The sequence below is a fragment of the Helicobacter pylori HUP-B14 genome, assembly GCF_000259235.1.
Classification (GTDB): domain Bacteria; phylum Campylobacterota; class Campylobacteria; order Campylobacterales; family Helicobacteraceae; genus Helicobacter; species Helicobacter pylori_CU.
This window is the reverse complement of record NC_017733.1, coordinates 645,340-663,136: the sequence shown is the minus strand read 5'-3', so window position 1 is coordinate 663,136 and position 17,797 is coordinate 645,340. Positions and strand designations below refer to the sequence as shown.

Here is a 17,797-nt window from a genome sequence, read left to right as displayed (position 1 = left end):
TTCAAGCTATAAAAGCTTGAAACCAATTTAAAACTCATAATTCAAATACGCTGTAATGGATCTCCCTGGTGCGGGCTCTCTCCCTGTAGGGCTTGTGCCAATCCCCCTAAAATAATACTTCATGTTGAAAAGGTTATTGATTTGCAAACTCCCTGTGATTTTATGCCTACCGCTTTGCCATAAAACGGAGCTTACTTGAACGTTCAACACAAAATACAAGGGCAATAACCCCACTGAATTACAACCATACTCTAACCCCCCTGTGTATTCTGGGTTTAAGGGCAAGCACACGGTTTGGCTTTTGGCTTGATTGAGCATGGAACTATAAGCGCGGCTATAAAAATAACTACTAATTCCAAAAGTCGTGTGCTTGTAAGTATACATCATGTCAAATATGAATTGGTTAGGGCTCACATAAGGCAAACGCTTCCCTTTAATGTCAAAGGGTTTATTGACAATGCCTGTAAAATAATAAGCAATATCATCAGCGTTAGAAGTGATGCGCGCATCAATGTAAGTGTAAGCCACATGGAATTGCAAACCCCTAATCGGCGCGTAATACAATTCCAATTCCACCCCTTGGCTCCTAGCATTCACAGGCTGTGGACTATAGCCTCCCGCATAATAACGATTGGCAAAAATCACAAAATAATTGGTATTAAAGCTCAATAGATTTTTATAACTATAGCGCTGCCCCACTTCAATTTCATTAAAAATTTGGTTGTAATTAGTCCTAGTAATGCCTACCATTGTGTGTTGTGGGGGGATAAAACTGCGGCGGTAGTTCGCATACCATATCCAATTTTCCATAGGTTTATAGCCAATGTTAAGGGCGGGACTCCATTCGTTTTGACGCTGTTTTTTACTGGTCCATACGGAAAAATCGTTCTTTTCTGGCTCTTTGTTGTTGTAGTTCAAAAAAGTGTATCTAAGCCCTGGAGTTATCACCAATTTAGAATCAAAAAGTTCTATTTTATCGCTCAACCATACCGCTGTATAGTTGTTAAACATTTCTTGATTGTTACTAGGCTTTTTAGAAAGAACATATGGGGGCATATGGCACACCCCATCAATAATATTTGATTTTTCGCATGTGCTTTGATCGGATCTAATGAACATGTCCATCGTCATAAAACGCATGCCCACATTAAAAGTTTGCTTAACTTTATTGGTATTGACGACTAAGTTCAAATTAGGCTCAAAAGCGTTCATCACATAACGCCTTAAATGATCAAAAATAAAAAATCCTGGATAATTTTGATTGGTATAAACAGGGCCTAATTTAGGATTGGTATTGACATTTAAATAGTTAGAATCAAATTTAAAATCCCTTGACATGTCATGCCCATAGTAACTGAAAGTGAAATCCCCACCGACTCTATCCGTGTCCCCAAAAAAGTTTTGATACACAGCTCCCCATCGCTTCGCTCTCCCGCTTTTATCGTTATTAGGGCGGTTGTTTTGAAAACGATTTTCATTATAGGCAGCTATGCCTAAAGACCCAGGGTCTGTTAAAAAATAGCTGTAATATTGAAAAAAAGCAGTGATCTTATTGCTATTATTGATTTGATACAACGAATCTAGCAAGTAGTTTTGAATGTTGGTAGGGCTGTTGTATCTAAACCCTTGCCCTTTGAGCCAATTGACTTGAGTTTGGATTCCAAAATGCTTATTCATCATACCCCCCGTTCTTAAGTAGGTGTTAAAAAGCATGTTATTAACTAAGCTTTTATCAATGTTTTTAGAATTTTGATTGAAAAAGCCCCCATTTTCAGATTTGCCCCAAAAAGTGGTCCTCTCACTCACCTGACTTTCCCAATTGGTAGGAATGCCTTTGGTGATAATGTTGATCACACCGCCAAAAGCGTTAGGACCATAACGCACGCTCTCCCCACCTTTAGTTACACTGATTCTATCCACAGATTGAAAGGTTACAGGAAAAATAACCGTGCCAATTTCAACATAGGGCGCGACATAAATAGGAATCCCATTGACTAGAATCATTCCCGTATTAGAATGCCCTGGGCCTCCAGCACCAAACCCCCTAATGGAAATGCTAGGCACAGCTCCAATACCTGTAGAGTTTCTAAATATGCACGCCTGGCACATTTTGCAAAGCTTCTTCAATGCTTTGATTCGCACTTTTAGTGAGCTGCTTGTTAGAAATCACCGTGCGAGAACCCATATAATTTCTAACTTCCTTGCTTCTCCAGCTTAAAGGCGCTTCTTTATCGTTAGCCACCCCTGAAGCTTCTACCCTTTCCAAATTATGAGTTTTTATGGCATGCGCGCTATGACTCAAAACAGCCAAAGAGACTAAAATTCTTTTCATTTACCACCTCTTATGAAAAATGCTCTTTTTTACAACAAGGTGAAATTTATAATAACCATTATTAGTTCTAGCTTAAATTTTTAAAAAATTATTATTTAAGATAATATTAATGACTTTTTTATCAAAAATACCGATTAATGCGAATGTTTATAGAAAAGATTAGGACATAAAGAAAAATAAAAATTTTTTAATATTTCTAATGGGGGGAATTTTAAACAAATAAAGGGTTTAAAAACCCTTTATGGTTAGCCTTTAAACCAAAATTTGAGTCGCATAAAAAGCTACCAAAGAAAACGCATACGCTACAACGGTTGTGAAGATGAATAAATACGCTACAAACTTTATCCCCCCAGCTTCCCTACCAAAAGTAATGGTCGCTGCAAAACAAGGGATATAAAACATCACAAACACGATAAAAGCGATTCCGCTTGGCACGCTGACTTCTTTTCTTAAAATTTCTCTAAAAGCGTCAGATTTTTCATTTTGATCCCCTAAAGAAAACAACACGCCCAAAGTAGAAACCACCACCTCTTTAGCCATAAACCCGGTTACAAGCGACACACTCAAACGCCAATCAAAATCCATAGGGCTAAAGACTTTTTCTAAATACGCCCCACCTCTCCCTACAACGCTATTTTTTAAATTCTTTTTATCCAATTCTGCTTTTAATTCTTTTAATTTTTCTTCTTTGGCTTCGCTTGAAAGAGTGGTGTTTTTATCCACTAACAAGCTTTCTTGTTTGTAAGTCTTCATAGCCGCATCGCTTTTAGGGTATTGAGACATAAACCAGATTGAAATCGCCCCCACTAAAATATAAGTCCCGGCTTTTTTTAGGTAGGAAAGCGATTTGGTGTAGATACTGAAATAGACCATTCTCCAACTGGGAAAGCGGTATTTGGGCATTTCCATGATAAAAGATTCGGTTTGTCCTTTAAACACGCTTAATTTGAGCAATTTGGCCATCACTAACGCCACAACCGCCCCCAAAATATAAATGCAAAACAGCACAAACCCCGCGCTTGAAGAAGGGAAAAACGAGCCTACAAACAGCACATAAATAGGCAGCCTTGCCGAGCAGCTCATAAAGCCGATCACAAAAAGCGTAATCAATCGTTCGTTATAATTTTGTAAGGTTCTTGTCGCCATGTAGGCTGGCACTGAGCAGCCAAAACCGGTGATTAAAGGAATAAAACTCTTCCCATGCAAGCCAAATTTATGCAAGATCCCATCTAGTAAAAACGCTACCCTACTCATATAGCCTGTCGTCTCTAGTAAAGAAATCCCAAAATACAACACCACAATTAAAGGCAAGAATGAAACCGTCGCTCCCACTCCCCCAATAATGCCATCGCCCACCAAAGACGCTAAATCTTCATTAGCCACATTTTCTTTGATGCCATCGCTCAAAAATTTAAACCCTGTTTCAAGCGCTTTTTGCACTCCTCCCCCTATTAAAAAGCTCAAGGAAAAAATGACAAACATAAACCCTAAAAAAATGAAAATCCCATAACGCGGGTGCATTAAAATCTTATCGATCTTATAAGTGTGTTCAAAGCTCGCATTTTGCTTGTTTTCACTGATTACTAATTTAGCGATTCTTTGAGCGCTCTGGCTGTATTTTAGAGACTCCTTAAAGCTTTGAGACGGGACTTTTATGCTTTCATTGTTTGTAGTGTTTTGAGAATAAAGCCTGACAATTTCATTTAATAAAAGCTCGGTATTCAAGCGATCTTCTTTGGATCTTGCGCTTGTAGGCACGCACACAACCCCTAATTCTTGAGAAAGCTTTTCTGTATCAATTTTAACGCCTTCTTTTTGCGCCTCATCCCACATGTTGAGTGCGAGTAGCATTTTTTTATTCGTGTCTAATAGCTGCGCGCTTAAGGCTAAATTACGCTCTAAATTGGTGGAATCCACCACATTAAGAATGAGATCGTATTGCCCTTTTTCTAAAAAATCTTTAGTAACCTTTTCTTCAGTGGTGAAGTCATTGAGCGCGTAAGTGCCCGGTAAATCAATGATAGTGATTTGATGCTCTTTATGGATCAAGCCCACTTCCATTTTATCCACGGTAACCCCGGCAAAATTCCCCACTTTCAAATGGGCGTTACTCAAAGCGTTGATGAGGGACGATTTCCCTACATTAGGCTGGCCCACAAGGGCGATAGTGATTTCTTTCATTGGGTTTGAATGCTCCACATTAAAGTTTTTTAATTTTTAGTTATATCGTTTTTAGATTAAAAGTCAGCACTATAGCGCTATAAGACTAATTGTTATATAATAAAAGCGAGACAAGAATGTTAAAATGCGAAAGGAGCGTGTGATGTTGTGCGTGTTTGATATAGAAACCATTCCTAGCGTGAGCTTGTGTAAAGAGCATTTCCAATTAGAAGAAAATGATGCGCTAAAAATCTGTGAATTAAGTTTTAAAGAACAAAAAGAAAAAAGCGGGAGCGAATTTTTGCCCCTTTATTTGCATGAAATCATCTCTATTGCAGCAGTCATTGGCGATGATTACGGGCAGTTTATCAAAGTGGGGAATTTTGGTCAAAAACACGAAAATAAAGAGGATTTTACAAGCGAAAAAGAGCTTTTAGAGGACTTTTTCAAATACTTTAACGAAAAGCAACCGCGCCTAATAAGCTTCAATGGCAGAGGTTTTGATATACCCTTACTCACGCTCAAAGCCCTTAAATACAATTTAACCTTAGACGCTTTTTACAACCAAGAAAACAAATGGGAAAATTACCGCGCGCGTTATAGCGAGCAGTTTCATTTGGATTTAATGGATAGCTTGAGCCATTATGGATCCGTTAGGGGGTTGAATTTGAATGGCATTTGCTCTATGACGAATATACCTGGTAAATTTGATGTGAGCGGGGATTTAGTGCATGCGATTTATTACAACCCCCATTTAAGCCAAAAGGAGAAAAAAGGCATTATTGATGGCTATTGCCAAAGCGATGTGCTTAACACTTACTGGCTTTTTTTAAAATACGAAGTGCTGAAAGGGGCTTTAAATAAGGAGCAATACCTTGGGCTATTGAATGATTTTTTAGCCAAATTCCCTAAAGAAAAATCCTATTCAAGCGTTTTTATTAACGCTTTAGAGAAAGAGATTAGGGAGTTTGCTTAAAACCCTATTAAAACCCTGAAACTAGGTAAAGACTGCTTAGAAAGAAATTTTTAAAGCGTTAGAGAAACATGAGCCTAAAGTGCATATCTGCTTGATTTTTAGATCCCCACTTGAAGCTATTATGCAATAATTATTGAACGATAAGAATAATATTTTTGTGAAAAAAATAAACGGATTGCCCTCAATCTAAAACAAAACCTAAAACAAAATCCAACCTGTTAGGGCGTCAATTATCTAAAAGTGATACTATGATGAGTAAATCAACTTAAAGGCAAAGACATGAATGAAGTGGTTGTAGTGGCGGCAAAACGAAGCGCTGTAGGGAGTTTTTTAGGCTCTCTAAAGAGCGTGGGCGCTAGAGAAATGGGTGTTAGCGTGCTTAAAGACGCTTTGAATGCGAGCTCTCTTAAGCCTAGCGATGTGGATTCTGTCATTTTAGGCAATGTTTTAGGTGCTGGTTTGGGTCAAAATATCGCCAGACAGATCCAACTAGACGCCGGTATCCCTAATGACAAAAACGCTTTTAGCGTCAATATGGTTTGTGGATCGTCTATGAAAGCCATTCAATTAGCGCATGATGCCATCATGCTTGGGCGCGATGAAGTGGTGGTGTGCGGTGGCGTGGAAAACATGAGCGCAGCGCCCTATTTGTCGTTTGACATGCGAGAGGGGAAAAGAATGGGAAATGCGAACATGATAGACTCCATGATCCATGATGGATTGTGGGATGCTTTCAATGATTACCACATGGGGATCACCGCTGATAATGTCGCTCAAGCATACCACATAAGCCGAGAAGAGCAAGATAATTTCGCGCTCCAATCGCAACTCAAAGCGAGAGCCGCCATTAATGCAGGGAAATTCCAAGAAGAAATCACGCCTATTGAAATAGCGAATAAAAAAGGTGTGGTGGTTTTTAAAGAAGACGAATACCCTAGAGACACGACGCTAGAATCCCTTGCAAAGCTCAAACCCGCTTTTAAAAAAGACGGATCGGTAACGGCAGGGAATTCATCAGGGATCAATGATGGCGCGAGCATTATCATTTTATGCAGTGCTAAAAAAGCGCAAAAATTGGGGTTAAAAACCATGGCGACTATCAAGGGGTTTGGTTTGGGTGGTTGCAGTCCGGATATTATGGGTATATGCCCTAGTATTGCGATTAAAAACAATCTTAAAAATGTCAAAATGAATCTCAATAACATCAATCTTTTTGAACTCAATGAAGCCTTTGCCGCGCAAAGCCTAGCCGTGTTAAAAGAGCTTGAATTAAACCCCAATATCGTGAATGTGAATGGAGGCGCGATAGCCATTGGCCACCCTATTGGCGCGAGCGGCGCTAGGATATTAGTGACTTTATTGCATGAAATGAAAAGAAGCGGGCATGGTGTGGGTTGCGCGTCATTGTGCGTGGGTGGCGGTCAAGGGCTATCAGTGGTAGTGGAACAAAAATAAGGAGAATGAGATGAATAAGGTTATAACCGATTTAGACAAAGCGTTGAGTGGGTTAAAAGACGGGGACACTATTTTAGTGGGCGGTTTTGGGCTGTGTGGGATACCCGAATACGCCATTGATTACATTTATAAGAAAGGCATCAAGGATTTGATTGTCGTGAGCAATAATTGCGGCGTTGATGACTTTGGGCTTGGTATTCTTTTAGAAAAAAAGCAGATTAAAAAGATTATCGCTTCGTATGTGGGAGAGAATAAGATTTTTGAATCGCAAATGCTGAACGGAGAAATTGAAGTCGTTTTGACACCGCAAGGCACGCTGGCTGAAAACTTGCGCGCTGGAGGGGCTGGGATACCCGCTTACTACACCCCAACCGGTGTTGGGACTTTAATCGCTCAAGGCAAGGAATTAAGGGAGTTTAACGGCAAAGAGTATATTTTAGAAAGAGCCATAACGGGCGATTATGGGCTTATCAAAGCCTACAAAAGCGACACTCTTGGGAATTTGGTATTTAGAAAAACGGCTAGAAATTTCAACCCCTTATGCGCGATGGCGTCAAAAATATGCGTTGCTGAAGTGGAAGAAATTGTCCTGGCCGGGGAATTAGACCCAGATGAAATACATTTGCCAGGAATCTATGTGCAGCACATCTATAAGGGCGAGAAATTTGAAAAACGGATAGAAAAAACCACGACAAGGAGCGCGAAATGAGAGAGACTATCATTAAAAGAGCGGCAAAGGAATTAAAAGAGGGCATGTATGTGAATTTAGGGATAGGCTTGCCCACGCTTGTGGCTAATGAAGTGAGCGGGATGAATATCGTTTTCCAAAGCGAGAACGGGCTATTAGGGATTGGTGCTTACCCTTTAGAAGGGGGCGTTGATGCGGATCTTATTAATGCAGGAAAGGAAACCATAACCGTGGTGCCGGGCGCTTCGTTTTTCAATAGCGCGGATTCGTTTGCAATGATTCGTGGGGGGCATATTGATCTAGCGATTTTAGGAGGGATGGAAGTCTCACAAAATGGGGATTTGGCTAATTGGATGATCCCTAAAAAGCTCATAAAGGGCATGGGAGGGGCTATGGATTTGGTGCATGGCGCTAAAAAAGTGATTGTCATCATGGAGCATTGCAACAAATACGGGGAGTCTAAAGTGAAAAAGGAATGCTCATTGCCCTTAACAGGAAAAGGCGTGGTGCATCAATTGATAACGGATTTAGCGGTGTTTGAGTTTTCCAATAACGCCATGAAATTAGTGGAATTGCAAGAAGGGGTCAGCCTTGATCAAGTGAGAGAAAAGACAGAAGCTGAATTTGAAGTGTGCTTATAGCTTATAAAAGGGGGTGTTTATGTTTTTATTAAGGCATTTGACTTCAGCGTGCGTGTTTTTGGCGTCTAAATGTTTGCCGGACTCCTTTGTCTTGGTCGCTCTTTTATCGTTTGTCGTGTTTGTTCTTGTTTATTGCTTGACAGGACAGGACGCTTCATCTGTCATTTCTAGTTGGGGGAATGGCGCTTGGACGCTTTTAGGTTTTTCTATGCAAATGGCTCTTATTTTGGTATTGGGTCAGGCTCTAGCTAGCGCTAAATTAGTCCAAAAACTTTTAAAATACTTGGCGTCTTTGCCTAAGGGGTATTACACGGCTTTATGGTTGGTTACTTTTTTATCGTTAATCGCTAATTGGATCAACTGGGGTTTTGGCTTGGTGATTAGCGCGATTTTTGCAAAAGAGATCGCCAAAAATGTTAAAGGGGTGGATTACAGGCTGCTCATTGCTAGCGCTTATTCGGGTTTTGTCATCTGGCATGGGGGTTTATCAGGCTCTATCCCTTTAAGCGTTGCCACCCAAAATGAAAGTCTATCCAAAATAAGCGCTGGGGTGATTGAAAAAGCTATTCCTATCAGTCAGACGATTTTTTCTTCTTATAATTTAATCATTATAGGAATCATTCTTGTAGGGTTACCCTTTTTAATGGCAATGATCCACCCTAAAAAAGAAGAAATTGTTGAGATTGATTCAAAGCTTTTAAAAGACGAATACAAAGAGATTGAACTCATTGATCACCAACAAGACAAAACGATTGCGCATTTTTTGGAAAACAGCGCTTTGCTTTCTTATCTTTTGGTTTTTTTGGGTTTTGGGTATTTGGGTATTTATTTTTTTAAAGGAGGAGGGATTAGTTTAAACATTGTCAATACAATTTTCCTTTTTTTAGGGATTTTGCTCCATAAAACCCCTTTAGCTTATGTGAAAGCGATCAATCATTCCGCTAGGAGCGTGGCTGGGATTTTACTCCAATTCCCTTTTTACGCTGGGATTATGGGGATGATGGCAAGCCATAGCGTGGGGGGTCATTCTTTAGCGCAAATGCTTTCTTTAGCCTTCACGCACATCGCTAATGAAAAAACTTTCGCGCTCATGACTTTTTTGAGTGCAGGGATTGTCAATATTTTTATTCCATCAGGCGGAGGGCAATGGGCGATTCAAGCTCCTATCATGCTCCCTGCAGGGCAAAGCTTGGGGGTGGATCCGGGCGTGGTTTCTATGGCTATCGCTTGGGGAGACGCTTGGACGAACATGATACAGCCTTTTTGGGCTTTGCCTGCGTTAGCCATTGCGGGTTTGGGCGCTAAGGATATTATGGGATATTGCGTTTTGACTTTAATTTTTGTAGGCTTAGTCGTGTGCGGGGTGTTTTATTTTTTGGTGTGAGTTTTTCTTATGCCTAAAACCATGCTCTTTTCAATGGGTAAAGTTTTCTCTTTTTACTTCTTAAACGCCCTTATAATTCAGTCTTATTTCGTTACAATAACTCCATAATAACCTAAGGAAGTGTTTTGTTTTTCAAATTTATTTTATGTTTATTATTAGGAACGTTTGCATGGGCAAAAGAGATTATTCCCACCCCTTCAACCCCATTAACGCCCTCTAAACGCTATTCTATCAATTTGATGACTGAAAATGATGGTTATATCAATCCTTATATTGATGAGTATTATACCGCAGGCAATCAAATAGGCTTTTCTACTAAAGAGTTTGATTTTTCTAAAAATAAAGCGATGAAATGGTCTTCGTATTTAGGGTTTTTCAATAAAAGCCCTAGGGTCACTCGTTTTGGCATTTCCCTCGCCCAAGACATGTATACCCCTTCACTTAAAAACAGAAAACTGGTGCATTTGCATGACAACCACCCTTATGGGGGGTATTTACGGGTGAATTTGAATGTGTATAACCGCCATCAAACTTTTATGGAATTATTCACGCTTTCTTTAGGCACGACAGGGCAAGATTCTTTGGCCGCTCAAACGCAGCGTCTCATTCATAAATGGGGTCATGATCCCCAATTTTATGACTGGAACACGCAGCTCAAAAACGAATTTATCTTTGAATTGCACTACCAATTGCTCAAAAAAGTCCCCCTTTTAAAGACTCGTTTTTTTTCTATGGAGTTAATGCCTGGGTTTAATGTGGAATTGGGTAATGCGAGGGATTATTTCCAACTCGGCTCGCTCTTTAGGGCTGGGTATAACTTGGACGCTGATTATGGTGTCAATAAGGTTAATACCGCTTTTGATGGGGGCATGCCTTATAGCGATAAATTTTCCATCTATTTTTTTGTAGGGGCTTTTGGGCGCTTCCAACCTCTTAACATCTTCATTCAAGGCAATAGCCCTGAAACTAGGGGCATTGCTAATTTGGAATACTTTGTTTATGCCAGTGAAATAGGAGCGGCTATGATGTGGCGTAGCCTCAGGGTGGCTTTTACGATCACTGATATTAGTAAAACCTTTCAGTCCCAGCCTAAGCACCATCAGATCGGCACTTTAGAATTGAATTTCGCTTTTTGATTTAATATAAGTTTAATATTTTTCTGCCTATATGATATTTATATGATATTTTTGGGTAATTTAAGATGAATATCGGTAGCGTTTTGAATGAATTTGTTACTACTTTTCACTTTATTACACCAAATTTTCCCTTATTACAAACAACTTTGAAATAAACGATTTCCATTTAAAAATCAGCCCTACAATTCGAATAGGTTACCTCGAGCAACACTTCAATACAAGGAGTCTAAAAAATGAAAGACGCAAGAGTTCAGGTGATGGGTATTGATGCCGGTGGCACCATGACGGACACGTTTTTTGTGAAAGAAAATGGCAGTTTCGTAGTCGGTAAAGCCCAAAGCAACCCAGAAGATGAGAGTTTAGCTATTTATAATAGCTCGCAAGACGCTTTATCGCACTGGCAATCGGATGTGAGTAAGGTTTATCCAGAGTTGGTCACTTGCGTGTATTCAGGCACGGCGATGCTCAATCGGGTCGTCCAAAGGCGCGGAATGGAAGTGGGTCTGATTTGCAATAAGGGTTTTGAGCAAATGCATTCTATGGGTAGGGCGTTGCAATCCTACTTGGGGTATGCGCTAGAAGAAAGATTGCATATCAACACGCACAAGTATGATGATCCGCTGATTCCTTTAAAAAGGATTAGAGGCGTTACAGAAAGAACCGATGTCAAGGGGCAAGTGGTTATCCCAGTGCGCCAAGAAGAGGTTAAAATCGCTGTTAAGGAGCTTTTAGAAGCGGGTGCAAAGGCCATTGTGATTTGCTTGTTGCAATCTCATAAAAACGCTGAAAGCGAGCGGATTGTTAGAGACATAGCGTTAAAAGAGATTGAAAAATTGGGTAAAAGCATTCCCGTATTCGCTTCTGTGGATTACTACCCTCAAAGAAAAGAAAGCCACAGAATGAACATCACTATTTTAGAAGCTTATGCGGCTGAGCCAAGCAGACAAACGCTCTCTAAAGTCAGCAACCGCTTCAAAGAGCATGGCACTAAATTCGATCTTCGTGTGATGGCAACGCATGGAGGCACCATTAGCTGGAAGGCTAAAGAGCTCGCTAGGACTATTGTGAGCGGCCCTATTGGAGGCGTGATTGGATCTAAATTGCTAGGCGAAACGCTTGGTTATGACAATATTGCATGCAGCGATATTGGCGGCACGAGCTTTGATATGGCGCTTATCGTTAAGAGCAATTTTAATATCGCTTCTGACCCTGATATGGCACGCCTTGTTTTATCTCTACCGCTTGTGGCTATGGATTCTGTTGGCGCGGGTGCGGGGAGTTTTGTGCGCATTGATCCGCACAGCCAATCAGTCAAACTAGGGCCTGACAGCGCGGGGTATAGAGTTGGCACTTGTTGGAAGGACAGCGGGTTAGACACGGTTTCAGTAACCGATTGCCATATTGTTTTAGGCTATTTGAACCCGGATAATTTCTTGGGCGGTTTGATCAAATTAGATGTGGATAGGGCTAAAAAACACATTAAAGAGCAAATCGCTGATCCGCTAGGCATTAGCGTAGAAGATGCGGCTGCGGGTGTGATTGAGTTGCTTGATTTGGATCTTAAAGAATACTTGCGATCCAACATTAGCGCTAAAGGGTATAGCCCGTCTGATTTTGTGTGCTTTTCATATGGTGGCGCGGGGCCTGTGCATACCTATGGCTATACAGAAGGTTTAGGGTTTAAGGATGTGGTAGTGCCTGCGTGGGCGGCTGGATTTAGCGCTTTTGGTTGCGCTTGCGCTGATTTTGAATACAGATATGACAAGAGCGTGGATATTGCCATTCCGCAGTATTCTTCAGACAAGTCCAAAATAGAAGCATGCAAGATCATTCAAGACGCATGGGATGAATTGACTCTCAAAGTGATTGAAGAATTCAAGATTAATGGATTCTCTGAAAAAGATGTGATTTTAAGACCTGGATACAGGATGCAATATATGGGGCAATTGAATGATTTAGAGATCACTTCTCCTGTGTCAAAAGCTGCAAGCGTGGCTGATTGGGAAGAGATTGTCAAAGAATATGAAAAAACCTACGCTCGCGTTTATTCTGAATCAGCGTGTTCTCCAGAGCTTGGTTTTAGCGTGACCGGCGTGATCATGCGTGGTGTTGTGGCTACGCAAAAACCTGTGATTCCGGTTGAAAAAGAGCATGGCGCTACGCCTCCAAAAGAGGCCAAAGTAGGCGTTAGAAAATTCTATCGGCATAAGCAATGGGTGGATGCAGATGTGTGGCAAATGGAAAAATTACTGCCCGGAAATGAAGTCATAGGGCCTGCGATCGTGGAATCAGATGCGACCACTTTCGTGATACCCAAGGGCTTTGCGACAAGACTAGACAAACACCGATTGTTCCACTTGAAAGAAATTAAATAAAGGAGTTCAAAATGGCAAATTTATTGAAAAACGGCAAAACTTTAAAACAAGCTAGAGATGAAATCCTAGCCAGGACAGAAAAAACAGGGCATTATAATGGTCTCAAAAAACTAGAGTTTAAAGAAAGAGATCCGATCGGTTATGAGAAGATGTTCTCTAAATTAAGAGGCGGTATCGTGCATGCCAGAGAAACGGCTAAAAGGATTGCGGCAAGCCCTATTGTTGAGCAAGAGGGGGAATTGTGCTTCACGCTTTATAACGCTGTGGGCGATAGCGTGCTGACTTCTACGGGTATCATTATCCATGTAGGCACTATGGGATCAGCTATCAAATACATGGTAGAGAATAATTGGGAAGATAACCCAGGTATCAATGACAAGGATATTTTCACCAATAACGACTGCGCGATTGGGAATGTGCACCCATGCGATATTATGACTCTTGTGCCTATTTTCCACGATGAAAAATTGATTGGGTGGGTAGGCGGTGTTACGCATGTGATTGATACCGGATCAGTTACTCCAGGATCGATGAGTACCGGACAGGTTCAAAGATTTGGGGATGGATACATGATCACTTGCCGTAAGACAGGGGCGAATGATGAAAGCTTTAAAGATTGGTTGCATGAATCTCAAAGATCGGTTCGCACGCCTAAATATTGGATTTTGGATGAAAGGACTAGGATTGCAGGATGCCATATGATTAGGGATTTAGTGATGGAAGTCATTAAAGAAGACGGCATTGATTCTTACATGCGATTTATTGATGAGGTGATTGAAGAAGGGAGGAGGGGTCTTATCTCTAGGATCAAATCCATGACCATACCCGGCAAGTATAGAAAGGTAGCGTTTGTGGATGTGCCTTATGCGCATAAAGATATTGGCGTGTGTTCTGAATTTGCTAAACTAGACACGATCATGCACTCTCCAGTGGAAATCACTATCAATAAAGACGCTACATGGAAATTGGATTTTGATGGCGCGTCCAGGTGGGGATGGCACTCTTTCAATTGCAACCAAGTGTCCTTTACTAGCGGTATTTGGGTGATGATGACTCAAACCTTAATACCCACTTCTCGCATCAACGATGGCGCTTATTTTGCAACTCAATTCAGACTCAAAAAAGGGACTTGGATGAATCCAGATGACAGGCGTACCGGGCATGCTTATGCGTGGCATTTCTTGGTATCAGGCTGGAGCGCTTTGTGGAGAGGCTTGTCTCAAGCGTATTACAGCCGAGGATATTTAGAAGAAGTTAATTCCGGGAACGCTAACACTTCTAATTGGTTGCAAGGCGGCGGTATCAACCAAGATGGAGAAATCCATGCGGTGAATAGCTTTGAGACGAGTTCTTGTGGGACTGGAGCTTGTGCGATAAAAGACGGCCTGAATCACGCAGCGGCTATTTGGAATCCAGAAGGCGATATGGGCGATATTGAAATCTGGGAAATGGCAGAACCTCTCCTCTATTTGGGTAGGAATGTCAAGGCCAATACCGGTGGGTATGGGAAATATCGGGGCGGTAATGGGTTTGAAACCTTAAGAATGGTGTGGGGTGCGCATGACTGGACCATGTTCTTTATGGGTAATGGCTACATGAATAGCGATTGGGGTATGATGGGAGGCTATCCAGCGGCTAGTGGCTATAGGTTTGAAGCGCACAACACCGATTTAAAAAACAGGATTAAAAATAACACCAGCTTGCCTTTGGGGGGCGATTTTAACCCAACGGATCGAGATTATGAAAAGCACATTTCTCATGCGTCTCAAGTCAAAAGAGACAAGCAATGCATCACCACCGAGAACTGCTTTGACAATTATGACTTGTATTTGAATTACATCAAAGGCGGTCCTGGATTTGGCGATCCGATTGAAAGGGATTTGAATGCGATTTTAGAAGATCTCAACAGCAAACAGCTATTGCCAGAATACGCTTACAAGGTTTATGGCGCGGTGGTGAGTCAAAATAAAGACGGCATTTGGGTAGGAGATGAAGCTAAAACGAAAGCCAGAAGAAAAGAAATTCTTGAAAACAGAAAGGCTAGATCCATCCCTGTAAAAGAATGGATGGAGCAAGAAAGAAACGCTATCCTTGAAAAAGAGGCTTCCAAACAGGTTAAGCACATGTATGCGACTAGCTTTGATCTCTCGCCTAAGTTTCTAAATGATTTTAAAACATTTTGGAACTTGCCAAAGAATTGGAGCGTGAAAGAAGATGAGCTTGGCGTATTCACCTATGGATCTAAATACAGGATGGATTTGAGCAAATTGTCTGATGTGCGCACAGTTCTGTTGGTTGATGAGAAATAAAGAAAGGAGAATGGTCATGTCAAAATACACACAAGAACAAATTAAAAATTTGGTAGAGGGGAACTTGGATTGGAACACTGTCTTAAAAATGCTTAGCATGCCTAAAGATCATGAAAGGTTCCAAATGTATTTGAAGGTGTTGCAAGATAAGGTAGATTTTGATGACAAAATCGTCTTACCCTTGGGGCCGCATTTGTTTGTGGTGCAAGATCCTCAAAAGAAATGGGTCATTAAGTGTTCATGCGGTCATGCATTCTGCGCTCCAGAAGAAAACTGGAAATTGCATGCAAACATCTATGTGCGCGATACAGCAGAAAAAATGGAAGAGGTGTATCCTAAACTCTTAGCCAGTGATACTCACTGGCAAGTGTATCGGGAGTATATTTGCCCGGATTGCGGCATCCTTTTAGATGTTGAAGCCCCAACTCCTTGGTATCCTGTGATCCATGATTTTGAGCCTGATATAGAGGTGTTTTATAAAGATTGGCTAGGCATACAGCCCCCAGAAAGACGCTAAAACCGCTCAATCCTTTTTATGAAGAGGCTTTATGCCTCTTTGACGCATTAAAAAGCTTGGGTTAATTCAACTCAAGCAAATTTTCTTCAATCCTAACAAATTCAGCCACAAATTAGGACTTTTTCAAAATTTTAAGCTCTTTTTCTTTTTTTTTGATTTAATACTAGGTATAATTTTAATTCCACCTAACAAGGAAAAGCTATGAAAGTAACACAAGGCATTGCTAACGACTTTTTTGCCCTAACAAACACGATATTTTCTGTCCTTGTACACCAGCAAAACCACACTTGGGAAGAAGAAAATTGTGGAAAATTACTGCGAGATATTTGTCAATATCTCTAAAAATAAGAAAATGTATTTTATGAGTTCTATCACTATACTTTCAATAAAATAAAGGGTGTTTTTGACTAAAAAATTCATGTCTTGGATGGTGGTTATCGGGGCTTTAATTTGCGTGCTTTTAGGGGTGTTTATCTTCTTCACTAGCATGTCGGTTAAAAAATCTTTAACCGCTTATCTTAACGCTTATTTGGATCAACGCCCCCATATTAAGGGCATGGGGATTGCAAGCACTCCTTTTGAATGCGAAGGGTTTTTTAAAATCGCATGCGTTTCTAAAGAGCTTCGTTTTTTAGACTCTCAAAACTCCCCTATTATGGATTTTAAAGATTTAAATATCAAGCTCCATTCTTTAGATAAAAGCTCTCTTACCCTTTCTGTCCATTCTCAAATCCAATCCCCTATTTTAGAACAATCCATTCAGCAAAAAATCAGCCAAATCCCCTTAAAAAACTTGAATGCCTTATTGGAAAAATTCAAACCCACACGCTTGAATTGCTCTTTAACATTCAACGCTTTAGATGAAAAAACCTTAAACGACCATTTAAAATGCAATTTGACTAATGCAGAGAATATCCTTGCTTACACTTTTTTTCAAGAGGGTTTAATGGAGGCGCAAGAAAATCTATCCCTTAAAAATATTTTTAAAACCTTGAGTTCTAAAGACGCTAAAGCCATAGAAGAGTTGCAAGACAAACTGCGTTTTTTAGTACCAAAGTTGGGCGTTTCTATCCAAGCGTACCATCTTAAAAATGTTTTAGAAGCCTTTTATCACCAAAATAAAGAGAGTTTGGGCTTTTTTTCCCCTTATTTTAGTTTGCGATCTCAAACCCCTAGCGTCTCTTATGAAAGCGCGTTAGCTTCTTTAGAAAACTATTTTATGGCTTTGTTCCAATCCCATTTTAAAGACGATACCGCGCTCCAACAGAATTTTAAAGGGTTGTTGCAAGCCTTTGTTTCTATGGCTAAAGACAAACGATCTCAGATCGCTCTTAATGCCCAAGCTAAAGACAACACCAAGCTGACTTTTAACGCCTTGTTAGAAAGCCTTAGCGTGAATTTCTTTCAATCTTACAAAATAAGCCATGAGTGATTTCAAAGTCCCCCCCAAAGCTAAAGGGCTTAAACGCCTTTTTAAAGCCCTTTTTTATTCTAAAGACGGGCTTAAATGCGCATGGGCTGAAGAGAGCGCGTTCAGGCAAATTGTCATCTTGGCTCTTTTTTGCATCGTTCTAGCGAGCTATCTAGCTAAAGATTTTTTAGAATGGGGGCTATTGATTGCGCCTTGTTTTTTATCGGTGGTGGTTGAACTCATCAATAGCTCTATTGAAAAGGCTGTGGATTTTACCAGCACAGAGTTCCACCCTTTAGCTAAAAAGGCTAAAGACATGGCCAGCTCGGCCCAACTGATAGGGCTTATTTTTTGGGCTTTGATTTGGGGGCGTTATCTTTTAACGCTTTATTTTAATTAAATTTTAGGGAGAC

General features: G+C 40.6%; 13 protein-coding genes and 1 pseudogene. 12 read left to right on the top strand and 2 right to left on the bottom strand.

All coding sequences use genetic code 11. From position 1 onward, the window contains the following. Positions 1–27 precede the first annotated feature (27 nt). Both HPB14_RS03255 and feoB read right to left on the bottom strand, forming a co-directional pair. Positions 28–2,332: pseudogene (locus HPB14_RS03255) on the bottom strand (TonB-dependent receptor family protein). 252 nt (positions 2,333–2,584) lie between these two features. Beyond that, positions 2,585–4,513 carry a ferrous iron transport protein B gene (feoB, locus tag HPB14_RS03250; RefSeq protein ID WP_000659181.1) on the bottom strand — a complete coding sequence of 643 codons (1,929 nt, stop codon included), beginning with the start codon at positions 4,511–4,513 and terminating at the stop codon, positions 2,585–2,587. A 142-nt stretch (positions 4,514–4,655) separates the two neighbouring features. On the opposite strand from feoB, the gene HPB14_RS03245 reads away from it, so the two are divergent. The 12 genes from HPB14_RS03245 (at position 4,656) to HPB14_RS03195 (ending at position 17,784) form a co-directional block, all read left to right on the top strand. After that, a complete protein-coding gene (locus HPB14_RS03245) occupies positions 4,656–5,468 on the top strand; it encodes a 3'-5' exonuclease (RefSeq protein ID WP_000882722.1) in 813 nt (270 codons plus the stop codon). 279 nt (positions 5,469–5,747) lie between these two features. After that, positions 5,748–6,923: an acetyl-CoA C-acetyltransferase gene (locus HPB14_RS03240; RefSeq protein WP_001006981.1), complete on the top strand. Its 1,176-nt coding sequence runs from the start codon at positions 5,748–5,750 to the stop codon at positions 6,921–6,923. A gap of 10 nt (positions 6,924–6,933) precedes the next feature. Next, entirely contained in the window at positions 6,934–7,632 is a 699-nt protein-coding gene (locus tag HPB14_RS03235) for a CoA transferase subunit A (protein ID WP_001045170.1), read from the top strand. Then, a complete protein-coding gene (locus tag HPB14_RS03230; protein WP_001209358.1) occupies positions 7,629–8,252 on the top strand; it encodes a 3-oxoacid CoA-transferase subunit B in 624 nt (207 codons plus the stop codon). The genes HPB14_RS03235 and HPB14_RS03230 overlap by 4 nt, the downstream gene beginning before the upstream one ends. 19 nt (positions 8,253–8,271) lie before the next feature. Next, positions 8,272–9,636 carry a TIGR00366 family protein gene (locus HPB14_RS03225; protein ID WP_000479446.1) on the top strand — a complete coding sequence of 455 codons (1,365 nt, stop codon included), beginning with the start codon at positions 8,272–8,274 and terminating at the stop codon, positions 9,634–9,636. 125 nt (positions 9,637–9,761) lie between these two features. Next, positions 9,762–10,772: a lipid A deacylase LpxR family protein gene (locus HPB14_RS03220; protein ID WP_000465222.1), complete on the top strand. Its 1,011-nt coding sequence runs from the start codon at positions 9,762–9,764 to the stop codon at positions 10,770–10,772. Positions 10,773–11,005: 233 nt separating this feature from the next. Beyond that, positions 11,006–13,147 (top strand): hydantoinase/oxoprolinase family protein, encoded by a 2,142-nt coding sequence (locus tag HPB14_RS03215; RefSeq protein ID WP_000650653.1) that lies wholly within the window; start codon positions 11,006–11,008, stop codon positions 13,145–13,147. A gap of 11 nt (positions 13,148–13,158) precedes the next feature. Next, entirely contained in the window at positions 13,159–15,456 is a 2,298-nt protein-coding gene (locus HPB14_RS03210) for a hydantoinase B/oxoprolinase family protein (RefSeq protein WP_001285032.1), read from the top strand. 16 nt (positions 15,457–15,472) lie between these two features. After that, positions 15,473–15,973 (top strand): acetone carboxylase subunit gamma, encoded by a 501-nt coding sequence (locus HPB14_RS03205; protein ID WP_001873222.1) that lies wholly within the window; start codon positions 15,473–15,475, stop codon positions 15,971–15,973. Between the two features lie 201 nt (positions 15,974–16,174). After that, entirely contained in the window at positions 16,175–16,315 is a 141-nt protein-coding gene (locus tag HPB14_RS07905; RefSeq protein ID WP_014658462.1) for a hypothetical protein, read from the top strand. Positions 16,316–16,376: 61 nt separating this feature from the next. Further along, a complete protein-coding gene (locus HPB14_RS03200) occupies positions 16,377–17,405 on the top strand; it encodes a hypothetical protein (protein WP_000162067.1) in 1,029 nt (342 codons plus the stop codon). Continuing rightward, positions 17,398–17,784 carry a diacylglycerol kinase gene (locus HPB14_RS03195; RefSeq protein WP_001279269.1) on the top strand — a complete coding sequence of 129 codons (387 nt, stop codon included), beginning with the start codon at positions 17,398–17,400 and terminating at the stop codon, positions 17,782–17,784. The genes HPB14_RS03200 and HPB14_RS03195 overlap by 8 nt, the downstream gene beginning before the upstream one ends. Positions 17,785–17,797: the final 13 nt, after the last annotated feature.

Excerpts from the sequence above, each read along its gene's own strand:
- HPB14_RS03215 (WP_000650653.1), top strand. The coding sequence starts at position 11,006 with ATGAAAGACGCAAGAGTTCAGGTGATGGGTATTGATGCCGGTGGCACC.
- feoB (WP_000659181.1), bottom strand. The coding sequence starts at position 4,513 with ATGAAAGAAATCACTATCGCCCTTGTGGGCCAGCCTAATGTAGGGAAA.
- HPB14_RS03210 (WP_001285032.1), top strand. The coding sequence starts at position 13,159 with ATGGCAAATTTATTGAAAAACGGCAAAACTTTAAAACAAGCTAGAGAT.
- HPB14_RS03235 (WP_001045170.1), top strand. The coding sequence starts at position 6,934 with ATGAATAAGGTTATAACCGATTTAGACAAAGCGTTGAGTGGGTTAAAA.
- HPB14_RS03205 (WP_001873222.1), top strand. The coding sequence starts at position 15,473 with ATGTCAAAATACACACAAGAACAAATTAAAAATTTGGTAGAGGGGAAC.
- HPB14_RS03240 (WP_001006981.1), top strand. The coding sequence starts at position 5,748 with ATGAATGAAGTGGTTGTAGTGGCGGCAAAACGAAGCGCTGTAGGGAGT.
- HPB14_RS07905 (WP_014658462.1), top strand. The coding sequence starts at position 16,175 with ATGAAAGTAACACAAGGCATTGCTAACGACTTTTTTGCCCTAACAAAC.
- HPB14_RS03245 (WP_000882722.1), top strand. The coding sequence starts at position 4,656 with ATGTTGTGCGTGTTTGATATAGAAACCATTCCTAGCGTGAGCTTGTGT.
- HPB14_RS03230 (WP_001209358.1), top strand. The coding sequence starts at position 7,629 with ATGAGAGAGACTATCATTAAAAGAGCGGCAAAGGAATTAAAAGAGGGC.
- HPB14_RS03225 (WP_000479446.1), top strand. The coding sequence starts at position 8,272 with ATGTTTTTATTAAGGCATTTGACTTCAGCGTGCGTGTTTTTGGCGTCT.
- HPB14_RS03195 (WP_001279269.1), top strand. The coding sequence starts at position 17,398 with ATGAGTGATTTCAAAGTCCCCCCCAAAGCTAAAGGGCTTAAACGCCTT.